Here is an 859-nt window from a genome sequence, read left to right as displayed (position 1 = left end):
TTAAACTACCATAAATAAAAATTAAATCCTATTGATAGAAAAAATAAGGCCTTTTAGAAAGATGGTAAAATTATCACAAGGGTGAACTCTAGTGATATGAAATAATATGGTGCGCGTGAATACAGCATTAAAGAAGAGAAGATTACATTTTGCGAGCGAAACCAGTTTTAAAAGCTTTAAGGGATCCCTTGTTTCTACAATTGCTTATGTTCGATCGAGTAGAGAGCATCTAACATCAATTCACTTAAAATTTGGTTACACAACTACATTTAATGTTAACTGGGCTAATAGAAGAGTATATATTAATGATATTCTCTTGTTTTTAGGATTCTCAAACAGCGATAAAAGGCCTACACCTCTTCGTTTTCTTGGCACGTTCCTTGCCTTACAATCCCTCCCTTTGTTTTAAGAAAACAAATGTTTAAACATTTTAAGCAGTAGTTGATGAGAATAATCAGATGCCTTAGCAACAGGAGTTTACAATGAATAGCCTTATCGATACCGCTGTAAGAAAACTATCCGAACAAAGTTTGAGTGAACAGGCTTTACGTCAACGGCTTGAGGCAGAATTTGCCGGTGTGTCTGACCTTGATAGCCCAGGGTCTTTTCATGACTATAAATTAGTCAGATATTCAGTATAATTGGGTAGTTAATTGCACTCACGAAAGAGACAGATGAGCGAAGTATTAGCCTTTTTATCTAGAGTTGAAGACGTACGAGAACAAGACAAAATCATTTATCCGTTATCTTCCCTGTTATTCATGTCTATATGCGCTATATTTTGTGGTGCAGAAAGTTGGGATGATATGGTTGTATTCACTGAATCACGAAAAGACTGGCTGTCAAACTATATAGATAT

General features: G+C 35.3%; 2 protein-coding genes. Both read left to right on the top strand.

The window, feature by feature from the left end:
• Positions 1-482 precede the first annotated feature (482 nt).
• On the top strand, positions 483-641 hold the full coding sequence (locus Lfee_RS17085; RefSeq protein ID WP_156413395.1) for a hypothetical protein: 159 nt from the start codon (positions 483-485) through the stop codon (positions 639-641).
• A gap of 33 nt (positions 642-674) precedes the next feature.
• Positions 675-859: transposase family protein (locus Lfee_RS17430; protein ID WP_193786969.1), on the top strand; the 185-nt coding region annotated here is incomplete at its 3' end.

This window comes from Legionella feeleii, from assembly GCF_001467625.1.
Classification (GTDB): Bacteria; Pseudomonadota; Gammaproteobacteria; order Legionellales; family Legionellaceae; genus Tatlockia; species Tatlockia feeleii.
The sequence above is the reverse complement of the archived record's forward strand: the minus strand, read 5'-3'. Positions and strand labels throughout refer to the sequence as shown.